At 63.1% G+C, this 15161-nt stretch carries 17 protein-coding genes; 12 read left to right on the forward strand and 5 right to left on the reverse strand.

Translation table 11 applies throughout. The features are described 5' to 3' along the window. Positions 1–55 precede the first annotated feature (55 nt). The 5 genes from guaA to PZN02_RS04575 all read left to right on the forward strand — a co-directional run bounded on the left by guaA (position 56) and on the right by PZN02_RS04575 (position 4898). Positions 56–1618 (forward strand): glutamine-hydrolyzing GMP synthase, encoded by a 1563-nt coding sequence (gene guaA / locus PZN02_RS04555; RefSeq protein ID WP_280660424.1) that lies wholly within the window; start codon positions 56–58, stop codon positions 1616–1618. Between the two features lie 227 nt (positions 1619–1845). Then, positions 1846–2379 carry a hypothetical protein gene (locus PZN02_RS04560; RefSeq protein ID WP_280660425.1) on the forward strand — a complete coding sequence of 178 codons (534 nt, stop codon included), beginning with the start codon at positions 1846–1848 and terminating at the stop codon, positions 2377–2379. Positions 2380–2406: 27 nt separating this feature from the next. Further along, the gene (locus PZN02_RS04565) at positions 2407–2994 is read left to right on the forward strand and encodes a hypothetical protein (RefSeq protein WP_342394715.1); all 588 of its coding nucleotides are present in this window, start codon (positions 2407–2409) and stop codon (positions 2992–2994) included. A 162-nt stretch (positions 2995–3156) separates the two neighbouring features. Then, positions 3157–3726 carry a 2'-5' RNA ligase family protein gene (locus PZN02_RS04570; RefSeq protein WP_280660427.1) on the forward strand — a complete coding sequence of 190 codons (570 nt, stop codon included), beginning with the start codon at positions 3157–3159 and terminating at the stop codon, positions 3724–3726. A gap of 110 nt (positions 3727–3836) precedes the next feature. Next, positions 3837–4898, forward strand: a complete 1062-nt coding sequence (locus PZN02_RS04575) for a succinylglutamate desuccinylase/aspartoacylase family protein (RefSeq protein WP_280660428.1) — start codon at positions 3837–3839, stop codon at positions 4896–4898. Between the two features lie 208 nt (positions 4899–5106). Here the strand turns inward: PZN02_RS04575 and PZN02_RS04580 are convergent, their stop codons facing one another. Then, the gene (locus PZN02_RS04580) at positions 5107–5577 is read right to left on the reverse strand and encodes an Lrp/AsnC family transcriptional regulator (RefSeq protein ID WP_280660429.1); all 471 of its coding nucleotides are present in this window, start codon (positions 5575–5577) and stop codon (positions 5107–5109) included. Positions 5578–5795: 218 nt separating this feature from the next. Between PZN02_RS04580 and tatA the strand changes: the two genes are divergently transcribed. The 4 genes from tatA (at position 5796) to ybaK (ending at position 8530) form a co-directional block, all read left to right on the forward strand. After that, entirely contained in the window at positions 5796–6965 is a 1170-nt protein-coding gene (gene tatA, locus PZN02_RS04585) for a tyrosine aminotransferase (protein ID WP_280660430.1), read from the forward strand. Positions 6966–6979: 14 nt separating this feature from the next. After that, the gene (locus PZN02_RS04590; RefSeq protein WP_280660431.1) at positions 6980–7615 is read left to right on the forward strand and encodes a YitT family protein; all 636 of its coding nucleotides are present in this window, start codon (positions 6980–6982) and stop codon (positions 7613–7615) included. 81 nt (positions 7616–7696) lie between these two features. Then, entirely contained in the window at positions 7697–8047 is a 351-nt protein-coding gene (locus PZN02_RS04595) for an ArsC family reductase (RefSeq protein WP_280660432.1), read from the forward strand. A gap of 9 nt (positions 8048–8056) precedes the next feature. Continuing rightward, on the forward strand, positions 8057–8530 hold the full coding sequence (ybaK, locus tag PZN02_RS04600; RefSeq protein ID WP_280660433.1) for a Cys-tRNA(Pro) deacylase: 474 nt from the start codon (positions 8057–8059) through the stop codon (positions 8528–8530). A gap of 10 nt (positions 8531–8540) precedes the next feature. Here ybaK and PZN02_RS04605 read toward each other — a convergent pair whose 3' ends face one another. Then, complete coding sequence (locus PZN02_RS04605; protein ID WP_280660434.1) at positions 8541–8996, reverse strand: MarR family winged helix-turn-helix transcriptional regulator; 456 nt, start codon at positions 8994–8996, stop codon at positions 8541–8543. An 86-nt stretch (positions 8997–9082) separates the two neighbouring features. Between PZN02_RS04605 and PZN02_RS04610 the strand changes: the two genes are divergently transcribed. Together PZN02_RS04610 and PZN02_RS04615 are read left to right on the forward strand one after the other, a co-directional pair. After that, positions 9083–9769 (forward strand): glutathione S-transferase family protein, encoded by a 687-nt coding sequence (locus PZN02_RS04610; protein WP_280660435.1) that lies wholly within the window; start codon positions 9083–9085, stop codon positions 9767–9769. Positions 9770–9950: 181 nt separating this feature from the next. Further along, positions 9951–11207 carry an aminopeptidase gene (locus PZN02_RS04615; protein ID WP_280660436.1) on the forward strand — a complete coding sequence of 419 codons (1257 nt, stop codon included), beginning with the start codon at positions 9951–9953 and terminating at the stop codon, positions 11205–11207. A 137-nt stretch (positions 11208–11344) separates the two neighbouring features. Here the strand turns inward: PZN02_RS04615 and PZN02_RS04620 are convergent, their stop codons facing one another. Continuing rightward, positions 11345–12220 (reverse strand): EamA family transporter, encoded by an 876-nt coding sequence (locus PZN02_RS04620; protein ID WP_280660437.1) that lies wholly within the window; start codon positions 12218–12220, stop codon positions 11345–11347. A 129-nt stretch (positions 12221–12349) separates the two neighbouring features. On the opposite strand from PZN02_RS04620, the gene PZN02_RS04625 reads away from it, so the two are divergent. After that, positions 12350–12847 carry a MarR family winged helix-turn-helix transcriptional regulator gene (locus tag PZN02_RS04625; protein ID WP_280660438.1) on the forward strand — a complete coding sequence of 166 codons (498 nt, stop codon included), beginning with the start codon at positions 12350–12352 and terminating at the stop codon, positions 12845–12847. 7 nt (positions 12848–12854) lie between these two features. Here the strand turns inward: PZN02_RS04625 and PZN02_RS04630 are convergent, their stop codons facing one another. Beyond that, positions 12855–13487 (reverse strand): NAD(P)H-dependent oxidoreductase, encoded by a 633-nt coding sequence (locus PZN02_RS04630; RefSeq protein ID WP_280660439.1) that lies wholly within the window; start codon positions 13485–13487, stop codon positions 12855–12857. 64 nt (positions 13488–13551) lie between these two features. Then, positions 13552–15150 carry an exodeoxyribonuclease VII large subunit gene (gene xseA / locus PZN02_RS04635; protein WP_280660440.1) on the reverse strand — a complete coding sequence of 533 codons (1599 nt, stop codon included), beginning with the start codon at positions 15148–15150 and terminating at the stop codon, positions 13552–13554. Between the last annotated feature and the right edge of the window lie 11 nt (positions 15151–15161).

Here is a 15161-nt window from a genome sequence, read left to right on the forward strand (position 1 = left end):
CGCCAAGGGCGGGCTTTCATTAAACGCTCGCCATGATCAAGCTTGAAGGCCCGCTATGACTGAGACAGCCCATCCCGACACCGTCCTCATCGTCGATTTCGGCAGCCAGGTGACCCAGCTCATCGCCCGGCGCGTGCGCGAATCCGGCGTCTATTGCGAAATCGTGCCGTTCCAATCGGCCGAGGACGGCTTCAAGCGCCTGAAGCCGAAGGCGGTGATCCTGTCCGGCAGCCCGGCCTCGACGCTTGAAATCGGGTCCCCCCGCGCGCCGTCGGTTATCTTCGACAGCGGCCTGCCGGTCTTCGGCATCTGCTATGGCCAGCAGACCATGTGCGCCCAACTCGGCGGCAAGGTGGAAGGCGGTCATCACCGCGAATTCGGCCGGGCCTTCCTGGAAATCGAGCAGGAATGCGCCCTCTTCGACGGTCTCTGGTCGGTCGGCTCTCGCCATCAGGTCTGGATGTCGCACGGCGACCGCGTCACCGCGATCCCGGAAGGTTTCGAGGTCGTCGCGACCTCGTCGAACGCGCCCTTCGCCTTCATCGCCGACGAGAAGCGCAAATATTATGCGGTGCAGTTCCATCCGGAAGTGGTCCACACGCCTGATGGCGCCAAGCTGATCGGCAACTTCGTGCACAAGATCGCCGGCATCAAGAGCGACTGGACCATGTCGGCCTATCGTGCAAAGGCGGTCGAGGCGATCCGTGAACAGGTTGGCGACAAGAAGGTGATCTGTGCGCTTTCGGGCGGTGTCGATTCCTCAGTCGCAGCGCTCCTGATCCACGAAGCCGTCGGCGACCAGCTCACCTGCATCCTCGTCGACCATGGTCTGATGCGCAAGGACGAGGCGGCGAGCGTCGTCGCCATGTTCAAGGAACATTACAACCTCCACCTCCTCCACATCGATGCCTCCGACCGCTTCATCGGCGAGCTGGAGGGCGTCAGCGACCCCGAGACCAAGCGCAAGATCATCGGCCGCCTCTTCATCGAGGTTTTCGAGGAAGAAGCAAAGAAGCTTGGCGGCGCCGATTTCCTGGCCCAGGGCACGCTTTATCCGGACGTGATCGAAAGCGTTTCCTTCACCGGCGGTCCGTCGGTGACGATCAAGTCGCATCACAATGTCGGCGGCCTGCCGGAGCGCATGAACATGCAGCTCGTCGAGCCGCTGCGCGAACTCTTCAAGGACGAGGTGCGCGTGCTCGGCCGTGAGCTCGGCCTTCCCGACAGCTTCATCGGCCGCCATCCCTTCCCCGGACCCGGCCTTGCGATCCGCTGCCCCGGCGGCATCACCCGCGAGAAGCTTGAAATCCTGCGCGAGGCGGACGCGATCTATCTCGACGAGATCCGCAAGGCGGGCCTCTACGACGCGATCTGGCAGGCCTTTGCCGTGCTCCTGCCGGTACAGACGGTCGGCGTCATGGGCGACGGACGCACCTACGAATTCGTCTGTGCGCTCCGCGCCGTCACCTCCGTCGACGGCATGACCGCGGATTTCTACCACTACGACATGGAATTTTTGGGCCGCGCGGCAACGCGCATCATCAACGAGGTCCGCGGCATCAACCGTGTCGTCTACGACGTGACCTCGAAGCCGCCGGGCACCATCGAGTGGGAGTGACGGGCAAGGATCCGGCGGGGGAAATCGAAAGAGGTTCATAGACCTGTCGACACCGCTGAGAGCCGGCATGAGTTTGGCATGTCCGCCCTCGCGACGCTGGATTTTAGCAAATGGATTTTATAGTACCTGGCTCAGGCGCAGCATCGCATTCTTCATCAGTTGAAGAATGAGAAGGAGCTTTTCATGGTGAAGAAGATCAGGGCGACCTTCTGTCTCCAATCAAAGACTTGCAGTTTGTTCGATTTCTTTTAGGCGACCTTCACGACGACCTTTCGGGGAAAGTCGCGCGATTTCATCAGCTTGCTGACTTATCGGGTGCTCTCGGCTCGAACGGAACATTGCTCACCGGTGGGGAGATAACGTATGCGGCTTGGAATGAAGCTAGAACGAGCTTCATTCATGGTAACTACGTAGCGACGGTAATGCTCTGTCAGGGACTCGCGGAGCATTTGCTAGCCTCCCACCTTGAACTTGGAATTCACGGCGAAGAACTTCCGGAGCGCGTCTCGTTTCAAGAAACGCTGCGTCGTAACCTGACACGCAATCTAATCACGCAACAGGATGCCGACGACCTAAAGAGGCTTATGACGCTTCGCAATCCACTCTCCCATTACCGCCGCATCGATAATCCAGCGAGCCTGTCGCGTCGTGTACTAGACACTATGCTGCCCGCGGAGGACCATCTGCGCGCCGATGCAAGTTTCGCGATCAGCATGGCCGTTCGCCTTTTGGCGTTACCAGCGTTTCGCTTGGGCGACTGACCCCGCGTTTCATGAAGGAGCAAGAAGCTGCGGCGCGCCGAGATCGATAGCCAGAACCGCTACCTTCTCAAACGCCAGCGCGATTACCGCCTGGCGGCGGATATCATCGCCCGCGCCTGGATGACGTTCCCGGAGGTTCAGGCAGTCGCCGTGATCGGCTCGGTCGCAAAGCCGCTTTGGAAGGAGGTTCCGCGGTTCAGGGAGTTTCGCCGTCGCGGCATCGAGGTCTGGCACGAGTGCAGCGATCTCGACATGGCGCTCTGGATCGACTCGCAGGAGCGGCTCGGCGAGTTGCGCAAGGTGTGCTCCCGCGCCCTGCGCGAGGCCTTCGAGGCGGGAGCCGGCATGAGCGTCCCGGACAACGAGGTCGATGTCTTCCTGTTCGAGCCACGAAGCAACCGCTATCTCGGCCGCCTCTGTAAGTTCAACCAGTGTCCCAAAGGCAAATTCGACTGTCTCACACCCGGCTGCGGCGCGATCCACTTCAACAAGGTCGTTCCGGGATTTGCGCCGCGCGCCGATCTTCTTGCGCCTGCTGAATACGCGATGCTCTACGAGCGGGGCGTCGGATTGCTGCGCTCGGCTCTCGATCTGCCCACGGTCGAAGGGGACTGACATGGGCAAGGCGGCCGGTGCGAACGGCCCCTTTCGTGTGCCAACGACGGCGCGGAATTCGCCAAAAGAGATTTACGGATTTACCATACCCTCAATGTAGGATTATATTCCCACACCGACAACAAGCCCTGGCGACTGTCGGCGGCGCGATCGGGAGGGGGCATGTCCAGTCAGCTTTCATTCGGCTTTTCTGCTGCTCCGGCTCGAACGCAAAACGATCTTCTCTATTTCGCCGTCCTGCCGAAGCCAGCTGCCGCCGACAAGATCCTGAATGCTGGGCGGAGGTTGAAGGAGGAATACCGCCTCTCCGGCCGGCTATATCCGGCTGAACGGCTTCATGTTTCGCTCGCTGGCATCGGCCGCTTCGACGGCCTGCACGACGAGGTCATCCGGGCTGCTCGGCAGATCGGCGACAGGATCAAGGGCTCGCCATTCGAAGTCCGCCTCGACAGAGCGCTCGGTTTTCCGGCGGGACATAGCCGCGCTGTAGTTCTCTCCTTCTGCGAGGGTGTCGAGGCTCTGGTCGCGCTGCACCGGCAGATCGCCGCGATCGCCAAAGCTCCCCGGCAGAGTTTCGTGCCCCATCTCACCCTGCTCTACGATCGTGTCTTTGCGGCCGACGTCGAACTTCTGGAGCCGATAAGCTGGACCGTGCACGAGTTTGTCTTGGTGCATAGCCTCTACGGCCAGGGACGCCATCGCCATCTTCACCGCTGGCGGCTCACGACCTGAAGCGCCGCTCGCGATTTTTTCGCATCGGCTTCCAACTTGCGCTGGGCATTTCAAAGTCCCATAAACCGCATCCGACGGATCGCCTGTTGCACTATCGAGGGACAGCAAAAGTGGAAATTTCGGACATCATCATCGCCGGCGACACGCCGGGCGTCGAATGGCGGCTGCCGGTGTTCCGGTTCAAGGGGACAAAACCGGAAGCACCACGGACCTATATCCAGGCGGCGCTTCACGCGAACGAGCTGCCGGGCACGGCGCTCTTGCATTTCCTTCTGGAGAAACTGCGCCAGGCGGATGCCGAAGGAGCAATCCTCGGCGATATCACCGTCATTCCGCAAGCAAACCCGATCGGTTCGGCCCAGTCGCACTTCGGCGAGTTGCAAGGTCGCTTCGATCTGGGCTCCCGCACCAATTTCAACCGTGACTTCCCGCTGATTTCCCTTGGCGAACGCGACGGCCTGCTCGAAGACCTCGACCGATATTCGGCGGCCGACCGGCTGAAGCGGCAGCTGCTCCACGTGGCGCTTGGAGCCGAGCTGGTGCTCGACCTCCACTGCGATGACGAGGGTCTGCAATACGCCTATATCGACGAGGCCTTCTGGCCGGAGGCGACGGACCTCGCCGCGGCGCTCGATATGAAAGCGGTGTTTCTCTCCGACGGCGAAAGCTCCGCATTCGAGGAAGCGGTCGCCCATGCCTGGAAAAACGAGGACGAGGGCCGGAAGAAGACCACGCTGCCCGGCAGGCTTTCCGTAACCGTTGAACTGCGCGGCACGCGCGACGTCTGTCCGGAACTTGCACGCAAGGATGCCGAGGGTGTCTGGCAGTTTCTTCTCGCTCGCGGCGTGGTTGCTGGCGCGCGACCTGATCTTCCGGTCTTCGCCGGCAAGGCCGTGCCGCTCGACAACATCGAGATGATCCGCGCGCCTCAAGCCGGCGCGATCCTGTTCCACCGCGATATCGGCGAAAGCGTGAAAGCGGGAGACCTGCTGGCGACGATCCTCGCAAATCCCGGCACGCCCGACGGCGCGCTCGGGGTCCGGGCGCCGCAGGACGGGCTGATCGTCACCCGCGTCTCCACTCGCTTCGCACGCCGCCGCTCGGACCTGATGAAGATCGCCTGTGCGGAGCCTTCACGCGCGGAACGCAAGCCCGGCACGCTGGAGGCGTGACCCTCCGAAATGGCCCCTCATCCGGCCTGTCGGCCACCTTCTCCCGCAAGCGGGGCGAAGGAGACGCGCGGCAACGCTCCGCTCCCCAAATCTCCGTTCTCCGCCGCCATGAGAGGGGACTGGCGTGCGGCATCGTTCCTTCTCCCCGTCAAAACGGGGAGAAGGTCGCGGCAGCGGGATGTGGGGCCAGTCAGGCGCTTTTTACCGCCTACAGCGCGACACCCATCTGCATCTTCGGACTGTCGAGCAGGATGGTCGAGCGGAGCGTCTTGATTTCGGCGATCTGCTCGAACTCGCTCCAGAGCAGGCGCTTGTAGTCCGCAACATCGCGCACGGCGATCTTCAGCAGGAAATCGAAATCGCCGGCAACCGTATGGCATTCGACCACTTCCGGCATGCGCGAGACCAGTTCGATGAAACGCTGTCCCACCTTGCTGGCGGTGCGCTCCAGTGTCACCTCGACAAAGGCCTGAAAGCCGATGCCGGCCGCCCGCGGATCCACGACAACCGTCTGGCGGATGACGCCCGCCGAATAGAGGCGCGCCAACCGCCGCGACAATGGCGCCGGCGAGAGGCCGACCTTTTCGGCCAGTTCGTTGTTGCTTCTCGATGCATCCTCGATGAGCAGGCGGACGATCCGCCGGTCGATCGCGTCCAGTTCCGTTTTTACGCGCTCCATCGCGAATTCGCCCCGATCCATATATGCGCAAACGTGAAGAGAATATTGCCCTCTTCGCGCAAAAATATGTACGTGATCTTTGAGATGCTCGCAAATGCAGCGTCGAATTTGCGCGCAGACTATTTTACTGAAGGAACAAACAAGTCGCGCATGTGGCTTGCCTTTCCGCCTGCCCAAAACGACTATTCCTCAATTGTTAGCACCAGAGGGAACCTGGCATGTTCGATGCTCTCGCCCGTCAACCCGACGACCCGTTACTGGCCCTGATCGGCCTCTACAGAAACGACGAGCGCCCCGGCAAGGTGGACCTTGGCGTCGGCGTCTATCGCGACGAAACCGGCCACACGCCGATCTTCCGGGCCGTGAAGGCGGCGGAGAAGCGGCTTCTGGAAACGCAGGACACCAAGGCCTATGTCGGGCCTGAAGGGGACCACGTCTTCCTGGACCATCTCTGGACGCTCGTCGGTGGCGGCACGGTCGAACGAAGCCGTATCGCAAGCGTGCAGACGCCGGGTGGCTCGGGCGCACTCAGGCTCGCGGCCGACCTTATCCACCGCGTGGGTGGCCAGCGGATCTGGCTCGGCCTGCCGAGCTGGCCGAACCATGCGGCAATCTTCAAGGCGGCGGGCCTCGAAACGGCAAGCTACGATTTCTTCGACATTCCGTCGCAGGCGGTGCTCTTCGACAATGTCGTCAGCGCGCTTGAGGGTGCGACGGCCGGTGACGCGGTGCTGCTGCACGCAAGCTGCCATAACCCGACTGGCGGCGCGCTGACAGAAGCGCAATGGCTGGAAATCGCCGCGCTCGTCGCGGAGCGCGGTCTCCTGCCGTTGGTCGATCTCGCCTACCAAGGCTTCGGCCGCGGCCTCAACGAGGACGTTGCAGGCCTGAGACATCTCATCGGCGTCGTTCCCGAAGCGCTCGTCGCCGTTTCCTGCTCGAAATCCTTCGGTCTCTACCGCGAGCGCACCGGCGCGATCTACGCGCTCACCGCCTCGCCGAGTTCCGCCGATACCGTCAGGTCCAACCTCGCCGGGCTCGCCCGCACCAGCTATTCCATGCCGCCGGATCATGGCGCCGCCGTCGTGCGCACGATCCTCTCGGACAAGGACCTCGCACGCGACTGGGCGGAGGAGCTCGAGGCGATGCGCCTGCGCATGACCGGCATCCGCCGGGCGCTTGCGGAAGGACTCAGGACCCGCTGGCAGGCGCTCGGCGCAATCGCCGGTCAGGAGGGGATGTTCTCGATGCTGCCGCTCTCGGAAGCGGAGGTGCTGCGGCTCAGAAGCGAGCATGCCATCTACATGCCGACGTCTGGCCGCATCAACATCGCCGGGCTGAAGACGGCGGAAGTCGCCGGCGTCGTCGGCAATTTCACGAGCCTCTGACGGAGACCGTGGGGATGAAGGTTGACAGAGAGGCCCGCATTGCCGTGGCGCCCACCGAGCGCCACAGCCTTTACGAGGATGCGCTTGCCATCCTCACCGGCACGCTCGTGGTCTCGCTGGGCGTGGTGATCTACAGCAAGGCGGTGCTTTTGACCGGTAGCACCGCCGGCCTCGCCCTGCTTCTGCAATACGCAACCGGAGCCGGGTTCTGGCTGGTTTTCTCTCTGGTCAATCTGCCCTTTTACGTCCTTGCCGTCCGGCGGCTCGGCTGGCCGTTCGCGTTGCGCACTTTCCTCGCCGTCAGCCTCGTCTCGCTGTTTTCCCGCCTGACGGCGCAGTGGGTGGAGTTCGCGCGGATAGATCCGGTCTACGCTGCCGTTGCCGCCGGCGGGTTGATGGGAATGGGCCTGCTCGTTCTCTTCCGGCACCGCACCGGTCTCGGCGGCATCAACATCGTGGCGATCTATCTGCAGGAGAAATGGGGAATCCGCGCCGGATATTTCCAGCTTGCCGTCGATCTGGCGATCCTCGCAGCCGCTTTCTTCGTGCTGCCGCCGGCGAACCTCGTGCTCTCGATCGTTGGCGCTTCCGTCGTCAACATGATCCTTGCGATCAACCACAAGCCTGGCCGTTACGTCGGCGTAACCTGAGGCAACCGCTTCCGGGCTTTTCTCCGAGGCGGTGCCCCGCTATGTGTTTCCCGCACCGGTGGAGAGGGGAAGAGATTCGGTATGACGGTTACGATCTACGGCATCAGGAACTGCGACACGATGAAGAAGGCGCGCAGCTGGCTCGAAGGCTACGGTGTTGCCTACCGGTTCCATGACTACAAGGCAGAAGGGATCGATCGGGCGCATCTTCAGCGCTGGTGCGACGAATTCGGCTGGGAAACGGTGCTCAATCGCTCGGGCACGACCTTCCGCAATCTGCCGGAGGCGGACAAGCAGGACATGACGGCCGACAAGGCGATCGAACTCATGCTCAAGCAGCCGTCGATGATCAAGCGCCCGGTGCTCGATGCCGACGGCAAACTGCTGATAGGCTTCAAGCCGGAGCTCTACGAAGCCCGGTTCGGCGCGTAGGAGGCAGCGATGTCGAAGACGACCCGTGCCACGCAGACGCTTGCAAAGGCCGGCATTTCTTTCACCGTGCACAGCTACGACTACGATCCCGGCGCCGAGCGCGTCGGCCTGCAGGCCGCCGAGGCGCTTGCAGAGGATCCTTCCCGCGTGCTGAAGACGCTGATGGCCGAGGTGGATGGCAAGCCGGTCTGCTGCATCGTGCCTTCCGACCGGGAAGTCAGCATGAAAAAACTGGCGGCCGCCTTCGGCGGAAAATCGGCCAACATGATGAAGCCCGCCGACGCCGAGCGCCTGACCGGCTACCATGTCGGCGGCATCAGTCCGTTCGGCCAGAAGAAGATTGTTCCGACTGCGATCGAGGAAGCAGCGCTTGCCGAAACGCTTGTCTATATCAATGGCGGGCAGCGGGGGCTGCAGGTGCTGCTTGCCCCGAAGGATGCGCAGGCGGTGCTGAAAGCGATCGCCGCTCCCCTGATAGCCTGATCCGGCTGTCTCAGGTCAGCCGCGAAAGCAGTTCGGCGAGCTTGCCCGCCTCGACCTCGTTAAGCTTTGCGCCGACATGCCTTTCGATCGAGCACGCATAGGTCTGCCACATGCGCGCCCGCATCTGACGGCCCGCTTCGGTCACGACGACCCAGCAGCCTCGAGCATCCTCGTCGAAGGCTTCCCGACGCACCAGGCCTTCCTTTTCCAGCCGATCGATCAGGCGCGAGAGATTATATTGGGCAAGCAGCGTGCGGGCCTCGATCTCGAACGGCCGAAGCTTACCCGCGTCGGCGCGCACCAGTTCCCAAAGCACATCGTACCAGCCAAGCGGAGGCAGGCCTGCCTCCTTGAAATCCTTCTCGATCGCCGAGAGAACACGCCGCTGCGCCCGCATGAGAGCGATCCACGCCCGCGTGGTCGCCAATGTCGGTTCGCACCCTTCTGACATTCGTTCATCTTCCATAGATGCAATTACATCTATCTTGACTGATTTGGCAAGGCAGTTTATATGCAATTGCATCTATTCATGCGAACAGCGGGAGATGAACGATGACCGCGCCACTGACCCTGATCAGCCACCACCTCTGCCCATACGTCCAGCGCGCCGCGATCGCGCTCACTGAAAAGGGCGTGCCGTTCGAACGCGTCTACATCGATCTCGCCAACAAGCCGGACTGGTTCCTAAAAATCTCGCCGCTCGGCAAGGTGCCCCTGCTCCGCATCCCGCAGGACGAGGGCGAAGCGATCCTCTTCGAAAGCACGGTGATCTGCGAATACCTGGAAGAGACCCAGCCGGGAGCGAAGCTGCACCCGGCCGATCCGCTGACCCGGGCGCGCCATCGCGGCTGGATGGAGTTCGGATCGGCGATCCTTTCCGATCTCTGGGTCTATGAAACGACACAGGATGCCGAGGTACTCGAAGCCAAGCGCGGCATGCTCAAGACGAAATTCGCGACCGTCGAAGCCGAGCTCGGCGACGGCCCCCATTTCGCGGGCGCCGATTTCAGCCTGGTCGATGCCGTCTTCGCACCGATCTTTCGCTATTTCGACGTGTTCGACACGATTTCGGATGCGGGCATCTTTGACAATCTGCCGCGCGTGACCGCCTGGCGGAAGGCGCTTGCCGCACGGCCAAGTGTGAAAGCCGCGGTAACCGAAGATTATCCCGAGCGATTGATGGCGTTTCTCAGGAAACATGACGCGGCGCTGCTTCGGTCGAGGCGCGCCGCCGCGTGACACGGGCTACACCGCAAGGGCCTTCTGTTTTCGCCTGAACCAGTCTAAAACGGGCGCACCGCTCGACCGCGCGCGTCCCGGACGTGCAAGGCGGCGACGGCACGCAAAAGCCATGCGCTCGTTTCGTCGGCAATTGCCGTTGGCCTTCGGAAACGGCGCGAGAGGGACAGCAGGAGCCGCGATGAACGCCCCCATTCAATCCGCAAAGAATTCCGTCGACCCGGTAAAACTCGAAAAGCTCGCGGAGCTCGCCATCAAGGTCGGCTTGCAGCTCCAGAGGAGCCAGGACCTTGTGGTGACCGCGCCGATCGCGGCGCTGCCGCTCGTGCGCCTTATCACCAAGCATGCCTATATGGCCGGCGCGGGTCTGGTGACGACGTTCTATTCCGATGAGGAAAGCACGCTTGCCCGTTACGCCCATGCGCCGGACGAGAGCTTCGATCGCGCTAGCGACTGGCTCTACGAAGGCATGGCCAAAGCCTATGCCGGCGGCGCCGCACGGCTCGCGATTGCCGGCGACAACCCGATGATGCTTTCGGCTGAGGATCCGGCGAAGGTCGCGCGGGCCAACAGGGCGAACTCGATCGCCTACAAGCCGGCGCTCGAGAAAATCACCAACTTCGACATCAACTGGAATATCGTCTCCTATCCGAACCCTTCCTGGGCAAAGCAGATGTTTCCGGACGATCCCGAGACGGTTGCCGTCGAGAAGCTGGCGAATGCCATTTTCGCCGCCTCGCGCGTCGACGTCGACGACCCGATCGCCGCCTGGAAGGAGCACAATCAGAACCTCCGTAGGCGCTCGGCATGGCTGAACGGCGAACGCTTCGCAGCGCTGCATTTCACCGGCCCGGGCACCGATTTGACCGTCGGGCTTGCGGATGGCCACGAATGGCACGGCGGTGCCTCGACCGCCAAGAACGGCATTACCTGCAACCCAAACATTCCCACCGAAGAAGTATTCACGACGCCGCATGCGCTGCGCGTCGAAGGCCACGTGTCGAGCACGAAGCCGCTCTCCCACCAAGGCACGTTGATCGACAATATTCAGGTGCGCTTCGAAGGCGGCCGGATCGTCGAAGCCAAGGCTTCGCGCGGCGAGGAGGTGCTGAACAAGGTTCTCGACACCGACGAGGGTGCACGCCGGCTCGGCGAAGTGGCGCTGGTGCCGCATTCCTCGCCGATTTCGGCGAGCGGCATCCTCTTCTACAACACCCTCTTCGATGAAAACGCCTCCTGCCACATCGCGCTCGGCCAATGCTACTCGGAGTGCTTCCTTGATGGCGCCAACCTTAGCCAGGAACAGATCCGGACGCAGGGCGGCAATTCGAGCCTGATCCACATCGACTGGATGATCGGCTCGGACAAGGTCGATATCGACGGCGTACGGGCGGACGGCAGCCGCGCGCCGGTCATGCGGAAGGGCGAATGGGCCTGATCAGTTTTCCGCTCGGACATCTGCCCCTCATGCGCCTGCCGGCAGCTTCTCCCCGCAGGCGGGAGAAGGGAGTTGCTGCAGCGTCTCAGTACCTCTCTCCGCGCAGGGCTAGGGTGAGGGGCATTCCGCCGCACCTGCTATGCCCGCGCCGGTTCTGCGCGACGCGCCATCTGTGCCTGCTGGCTCATCCAGACGCTTGCGAAGACGACGGCGATCCCCAGCAGTTGCACCGCCGCGAGTTGCTGGTCGAGCACGCCCCAGCCGAGCAGGATCGCCGTGACAGGGCTCAGGAAGCCTAGCGGCGAGACCTGCGACGGCTCCAGGCGTGAAAGCCCGCGTAGCCAGAGAACATAGGTGAAGGCGGCGCCGATCAGCCCGAGATAGGCGAACCCAAGGAAGTTGGCGCCGGTGAGCGGTGGCAGGGACGGCTCCAGCAGAACAACGGCCGGCACCAGCAGCAGGCCGCCGGCCGTCAGTTGCCAGGCGGTGAAGGTGAGCGGGGAAACCGGCGGGGCCCAGTGACGGCTCAGCACCGTGCCGAATGCCATGGAGACGGCACCCGCCAGACCCGCCGCAACCCCCACCGGATCGAGCGCCGCCTTCGGCGTCAACACCAGCAGCGCCACGCCTGCCATGCCGGCGATGCCGGCAGCGACGCTCAGGGCCTTGATGGGCGAGCCGAGAACGACCCGCGACAGGACGATCACGATCAGCGGCTGAACGGCGCCGACGGTCGCGGCGACACCACCGGGAAGGCGGTAGGCGGAAACGAAAAGCATGGTCCAGAAGAACGAGAAGTTGAGCGCGCCGAGTACGAAGCTCCGCAGCCACCAGATCCGCTTCGGCATTTGCCGGACGATGAGCAAAAGAAGCAGCCCTGCCGGCAGCGCCCTCAGCATCGCAACTGTCAGCGGATAGCCAGGCGGTAGAAATTCCGTCGTGACGAGATAGGTGCTGCCCCAGATCGCCGGCGCTATGGCCGTGAGGCCAATGTCGAATCTTCGTGTCTGCATTTTCTTCAACTCAAGAATCTTTATATCAAGATATACATACTAGCCGAATTTATCTTGACGTCAAGAGATCTGAGAGGTAGAGCGGCGAGGAGGCGCGGAACGGTTCGAAGCCGCGTTTTGCGAATCGATATGGAAAAGCTGAACAAGGACCACGTAGACAGGATTCTGGCACAGTGGCGCCGGGAGCGGCCGGAGCTCGATGTCTCCGCGATGGGTCTTCTCGGGCGCTTGGCGCGGCTCAGGGCCCATGTCGCCCGCGAGCAGGAAACGGTCTTCGCCGAGCACGATCTCACATCCGCGAGTTTCGACGTGTTGGCGACGCTCCGCCGGTCGGGACCGCCCTTTCAGCTTTCGCCCGGCGATCTGCTTGCGGCGACCATGGTCACTTCGGGAACCATGACCAATCGTATCGACCAGCTCGAAAAGGCCGGCCTCGTTGAGCGGCTGGATAATCCCGACGATCGGCGCGGCGTAATCATCGCGCTGACGCCGGCGGGGCTAAAACGCATTGACGCCGCAGTATCGGCCCATGTCGCCAACCAGCAGCGCCTGGTTGCGGGCCTTCAGCCTGATGAGCGCGAGGCACTTGAAGCGCTGCTCAGGAAATTTCTTGCGACGTTCGAATGAAATCACTTTATGGATCGGGATGAGGAAAACCGCGCAAAGTTTTCCTCATCCCGATCCGGCTCACCAAAGCGCCCACGCGTTCGAGATGGCGCTTGCGCTTCGCCTCTGTCGCCCGATCCATGTCGTGCAAGCTGATCATGCGAAAATCGACACCCTTGCTACAGAAAGCGGCGATGCCGCGCTTGAGCAGCCGCCGCACCGGATTGCCCATGTAGAGATGCACCACCCACCAGGGTGAGCCGGTGCTGGTCAGCGCCCAGAACAGCTTGATATTGCCGAGCCGCGGGACAATCCTCCCGCCCGCCGGATCATGATCGAAGGCGACACCGGGTGCGAAGATCCGATCGAAGAAGCCCTTGAGGATCGCCGGGAAATTGAACCACCACTGCGGAAACACGAGCACCAGGCCGTCCGCCGCCTTGACCCGTGTGATCCACCCCGAGACCTCTGAGGCGTCATAGTGTTCGTCGAAATAGCTGCCGCGCTCCGTAACGGTCAGCCGCGGGTCGAAGCCTTCGCGATAAAGGTCGAGCAGGTCGACTGTGTGGCCCCTGCCCTCAAGCGCTTGCCTGGCCACCCGCGCGACGCTTGCGGCAAAGCTGTCCTCAAGCGGATGGGCGAGCACCATCAGGATATGCATCGTCGTCGATCCACTAGCTGCGGCGGGATGCCGGCGGAAAACCGCGGGACTTTTCCCGACCCGCTTAGAACAGACTGCCCTGCTTGGGCGGCCCGGAAGCCGGCTCCGGCGACCGTGGCGAACGCTTTTTCGGTTCTTGCGGCGAAGGGGGCGCGCCGCCCTCGCCTGCGACCGCGGACACGCTGCCATCGGAGAATTCCAGCGAAAGCGCCATGCCAGGCGCGACCGCCGCCGCCTGTTTCACCGGCTGGCCGGCCGCATCGCGCACCAGCGCGAAGCCGCGCTTCAGCACATTGCGATAAGACAGCGATTGCAGCACCCGGTCCTGCGCGGTCAGCACGCCCTTGAGCCGGCGCATCTCGCCGGCAATGGCAGCATCAGACCGCGCGCAAAGGCCCGAAACGCGATCCGAGGCGCGATGGATCTGCCCGATTAGCCGCGACGGCAGGGTGCGAAGCGAAGCGTCGGCGGCGGAGACGCGGGACTGGCCACGATGGACCTGACGCTCGACGATCCGCTCGGCACGGTTCATCGCCTCCGAGAGATGCCGCCGGCGATCGCTGATCCTCGTCGTCAGCAGATCCGACCGGAGATGCGCCGCTATCCGCTCGAAGGCACGGCGCTTGTTGGCGGTATTCATTTGCAGGCCACGGCCAAGACCGGCCGACGCCTCGTCGAAACGGCGCCGCGGCAGAGCCAGCAACTGATCGAGCGAAGGGAGCGCGCGGGAAAGCGAGCGCACCGCCTGCCGGCGGTTCTCCATCTGTCGTACCGCGGCCGCCTTCAGCCGTGCCGACAATGCGGACACCTCCGCCTCGAGGTCGGCCTTCACCGGTACGGCCATTTCGGCGGCACCAGTCGGCGTCGGCGCCCGCTGGTCGGCGGCATAGTCGATCAGCGTCCAGTCAGTCTCGTGGCCGACGGCCGAGATCAGCGGAATCTGGGACGCGGCCGCCGCGCGCGCGACGGCCTCGTCGTTGAAGCTCCAGAGGTCCTCAAGGCTACCGCCGCCGCGCGCGACGATCAGCACGTCCGGCCGTGGAATCGGCCCGCCGGTCTCCAGCGCGTTGAAGCCGTGTATCGCCGCTGCCACTTCCTCGCCCGATCCGTCGCCCTGGACACGCACCGGCCAGACGACGACATGGACCGGGAAGCGGTCGGCAATCCGGTGGAGGATATCGCGGATGACGGCGCCGGTCGGCGAGGTCACGACGCCGATCACCTTGGGCATGAAGGGTAGCGGCCGCTTGCGCCCGGCGTCGAACAGGCCCTCGGCGCCAAGCTTGCGCTTGCGCTCCTCGAGCAGTGCCATCAGCGCGCCGGCGCCTGCCGGCTCCAAAGATTCGATGACGATCTGGTATTTGGACGAGCCCGGGAAGGTCGTGACCTTGCCGGTGGCGATGACCTCCATCCCCTCTTCCGGGCGGAACTTCAGCCGCGAAAACGCGCTTTTCCAGATCACCGCGTCGATGCGGGCGCGATCATCCTTCAGCGAAAAATAGGCATGGCCCGAGGAGTGCGGACCGCGATAGCCAGAAATCTCGCCGCGTACACGAACCTGGTCGAACGCCTGCTCGACGGTTCGCTTGATCGAACCGGAAAGCTCCGAGACCGAATATTCGGCGAGATTCGACGGCGCAGGGGAATCGAAGAACGAGTTCATGCGTCCTTTGT

Source organism: Sinorhizobium garamanticum, from assembly GCF_029892065.1.
In the GTDB taxonomy this organism is placed as follows: Bacteria; Pseudomonadota; Alphaproteobacteria; order Rhizobiales; family Rhizobiaceae; genus Sinorhizobium; species Sinorhizobium garamanticum.